This is a genomic window from Pseudomaricurvus albidus, assembly GCF_018863235.1.
GTDB classification, from domain to species: Bacteria; Pseudomonadota; Gammaproteobacteria; order Pseudomonadales; family Cellvibrionaceae; genus Pseudomaricurvus; species Pseudomaricurvus albidus.
In genome coordinates, this window is the sequence record NZ_JAHKRS010000021.1 from 1 (window position 1) to 3597 (window position 3597).

At 47.8% G+C, this 3597-nt stretch carries 4 protein-coding genes; 2 read left to right on the top strand and 2 right to left on the bottom strand.

Annotation, left to right across the window (positions count from 1 at the left end):
- Positions 1–180 (top strand): hypothetical protein (locus KOI40_RS18215; RefSeq protein WP_216098972.1); only part of this gene is annotated, 180 nt, incomplete at its 5' end.
- A gap of 413 nt (positions 181–593) precedes the next feature.
- Positions 594–1871, top strand: a complete 1278-nt coding sequence (locus tag KOI40_RS18220) for a tyrosine-type recombinase/integrase (RefSeq protein ID WP_216098973.1) — start codon at positions 594–596, stop codon at positions 1869–1871.
- Between the two features lie 623 nt (positions 1872–2494).
- Here KOI40_RS18220 and KOI40_RS18225 read toward each other — a convergent pair.
- Entirely contained in the window at positions 2495–2986 is a 492-nt protein-coding gene (locus KOI40_RS18225; protein ID WP_216098974.1) for a type 2 periplasmic-binding domain-containing protein, read from the bottom strand.
- Between the two features lie 198 nt (positions 2987–3184).
- Positions 3185–3412 (bottom strand): twin-arginine translocase TatA/TatE family subunit, encoded by a 228-nt coding sequence (gene tatA, locus KOI40_RS18230; protein ID WP_216098975.1) that lies wholly within the window; start codon positions 3410–3412, stop codon positions 3185–3187.
- Positions 3413–3597 lie beyond the last annotated feature (185 nt).

Consider the following 3597-nt stretch of genomic DNA (forward strand, 5'->3'; position numbering starts at 1 on the left):
CTGAGACCATTCAATCTCACTCAGAAAACCCGTGCACGCATCTACCAGCGCATTTTTAGATTGGCGAATCATCAGCGTTGGCAAGAAAAGTTGCATTGTGCTGAGTTAATCAGAGATCTGAATGAACGGGGGTTGGCCATCAACGGTACGGAAACCTTAGTTAAGGAAAAAATACCCTAATACATTCAATGGGTTACGAAATTCTAGTGTGTTTTTTGAACAGGCTGGTAGAAGGGAGAAAACAAGTAGTGAAAGTGCCGTTAACTGCTTGTAGAGGTCGCCGGCGACTGCTGAGTTGCAGCACTCAGCCATGGATAATCTGACTTTATAATCAACAATTGTCGATGTAAAGCTGCTTCCTGCAAACACACCCTCACAATCTGCCTTCTTCCTAGGGCGGCCCCCGCAAACCCCTCTTAACTGTATATTTTATCACCACTACCTCTCTGAAACCTGACTGGCATAGATTGACCATCCAGGGGAGAGCATACCTGTATGCAGAAAACCTTCTCTATGTCCTCTAATCGCAATTAGTGGACATTAGGAGTTGACGCTGGTAGAGTCCTGCACAGGCTCATATACAGGGATAATGTATGTCTAAGCGCTTTGCCGCCGTTCCGCTATTCGACGCCCACAAGGGTTTTACCCGATTGCCAACGGGGATCGCCATGCTGGCAGATTATCCCGATTCCAAAGAATTTCTTACCAGTATAGCGGCATCGGTTCCTGACGCTCGCGAGGATTACCTGCAAACCCAGGCTTTCCTCAAAAGCTACAGCCGGAAAAGTGAAGCGACTTACCGCAGCTACCGAAACGAGGTTGAACGGCTCTTACTGTGGTCCTGGACCGTCGCAGGCAAAAGCGTCATTCAGCTCAAGCGTCCCGATCTTGAAAGCTATTTCGAATTCATTCACAGCCCACCCGTATCCTGGGTGGCCAACGCCGTCAACGATCGATTCCAACTGATTGACGGCCAATACTTCAGAAATAAGGCATGGCGTCCTTTTGCGGGCAAAGTTGCCAAAGAGAACCGCAAGCAAGCTGAGGATAAAGGCGTGGATATCGAGGTCCCACGCCATGGGCATACGCTCTCCCATGAGGCGATGAAAATATGTTATTCCGCTCTCTCCTGTTTCTACGATTATTTGACCGATGAAGGCTATGCGTTTGGCAATCCCATACCGGCCATCCGCAAGCAATCACCCTATTTGATCAAAGGTACTACCAAAAAAGACGTGAAGCGGTTATCGGATCTGCAGTGGGACTATGTGTTGGACTGCTCACAGTGTGCGGCCGATGCTGATCCAGGCCACCAGAGAACACTGTTTATTATCGCGTGCCTGAAAACGTTATACCTGCGGATCTCAGAATTGTCTGAACGGCCGAATTGGCAACCTACTTGGAAGCATTACTGGCAAGATGACGATGGCAATAACTGGCTTAAAGTCTTGGGTAAAGGCAATAAAGTTCGTGACGTATCGGTACCCAATGCACTCCTCCCCTATATTGAACGCTATCAAGCCTACCGAGCCCGAGTACACCAGAATTTTGACTCAAATTCCGCTCTGGTTGCCAAGAACCGCGGCATGGGAGGAATGACTTCGCGCCAGCTACGCAGGATCGTTCAAGATGCGTTCGATATGGCACATAACAAAATGAAAGAAGAAGGTTTCACTAAAGAGGCCAAAGCACTTCGTGAGGCAACCGCGCACTGGCTACGTCATACCGGCGCATCGCAGGATATCGCCAGCAGGCCGTTAAAACATATGGCTGATGATCTCGGCCATGCGAGCATGGGTACAACTGATAAAGTCTATATTCAGTCTGATATGAAGGAGCGCGCTCACTCTGGAAAGAAAAGAGAAGTATGATTGGATTTACGTGCGTAATAGCAGCAATATCGGCATTTCGTAAAGTCCCCTATCTACCGTAGACCTGACTTTTCTGTAGGGTACTCTCTTCCAAATTGTAATTGTCGGCAGTCTGCCGTATTGCGGCCCTTCGCAGGTACATTAAATTTTCAGCAATGAATTCCATGCTTAGAGGTATCGAAATTCCGGGTTCTACCCGAAGGCGAAGTACATCGGTAAAGTTATTCGTAGAATTTGATGACTAAAGAATTTCCGGTGTCCGCACCGTAACTGAAGTTTTCCTCAAGGGCCGATTAGTGCCAGAAAGCAGCCATAGAGCTGAAATATTTTTGACTTCTTTGCGGCTGTGGTTAACGCATAGCTGCCATTTCAAACTCGTAGTTATCTGTATCATTTGATTTCAGCTCATCGCCCAACCCGGTCTTTCGTTTGCTGGAAAACTCAGTACATTTATAGATTAACGATAGGCCGGTGTACGCCACAGAGCTGCCGTTTAAGAGCTGTAGAAATCTGTATTTTTTACTTCAGCTTATCGCTGTACAGTCTCTGCCAACCAACAGCATCCGATATCATTGCGCATCATAAGTTGGCAGTGTTTTTGCGATGCGCTATCAGCGGGCGCACTAGGGTGTGGTCGGCATAGGCGGCATCTTCCTTTCCCACTTGCGATAAATGGCATGCAGTTCCCCCCCACTCAACAGCTTCGCCATACGCTCTTCGTAGAGCTTGAGCAGCTGTCCCCCACGCTCAGAGCGCACAAAACCCACATAGTTCAGGCGAAAATACACCAGTTGTCGGGACAGCTTGTGACCATCTTCAAGGTACTTGAGCAAAATCTTGCCGGTGAGCAATTGTTCTCCCAGCACAAACTTCACCCGCCCCGCCAGAAGCACGCGCAAAGCCTGGTCATAATCGTTCACATAAAAGGGCTTGATCTCTACCTCCAAATGCATTTCCAAGCCAAAACCACGAACGACTGCCACCCCTGCACCCATCAGACTCTGTTGACCATGCCAGCTGCGAACCCTTGTGGGACGATAAACCACCTCTACACGTTCCTCGGCGAGCGGGTAGTCACTGGTCTGCAACTCCCCCCCAAGCCCAGTTTTTATCACTTGATCATACGGTTAAACATCTCGATTTTCCGAAATATAAGTCGGCCTTATCAACTTACCCAGACTGAAAAGGCCCTGCTAATAAACCGCCATGCTGTGACTGAGTTGAAGAAATCCGTGATGCCCGTGGTATGCCCGCATACCGCTATTACCAACACCTGCCAGAGTCTGGCTAGTATTTTTAACGAGAGAAAAGTGTTAGTTTTTTACCTGTTCAGCATTTTCGACCATGAGACTTTCGCCTTCGGCTGCCTTGTTTTCGAGTTTTTCGTCGATCGATAAGTCATCGCTCATCGACTGTTTGAAGCCTTTGATTGCACCACCTAAATCTCCGCCTATATTGCGTAGACGCTTAGTACCAAACAACATAACGACAATGGCAAGAATGATAACCAATTGCCAAATACTGATGCCACCAACACCCATAATTTACTCCGCTTTTTCGTATTCTTACGACCATTTTTTGTTCGGTTTAAAATAAGTATCGCAGTTTCAAGTAATAACTGCAATTCCGTTACGCAGCGAGCAAATCCACTCGCTGCCCCATAAATAATTCGTTTGGTGATCGACAGCCCCTTGTCTTTCTGGGACGATTGTTCAGCCGATCCATT

Coding starts and splice junctions, on each gene's coding strand:
- KOI40_RS18220 (WP_216098973.1), top strand. CDS start 594: ATGTCTAAGCGCTTTGCCGCCGTTCCGCTATTCGACGCCCACAAGGGT.
- tatA (WP_216098975.1), bottom strand. CDS start 3,412: ATGGGTGTTGGTGGCATCAGTATTTGGCAATTGGTTATCATTCTTGCC.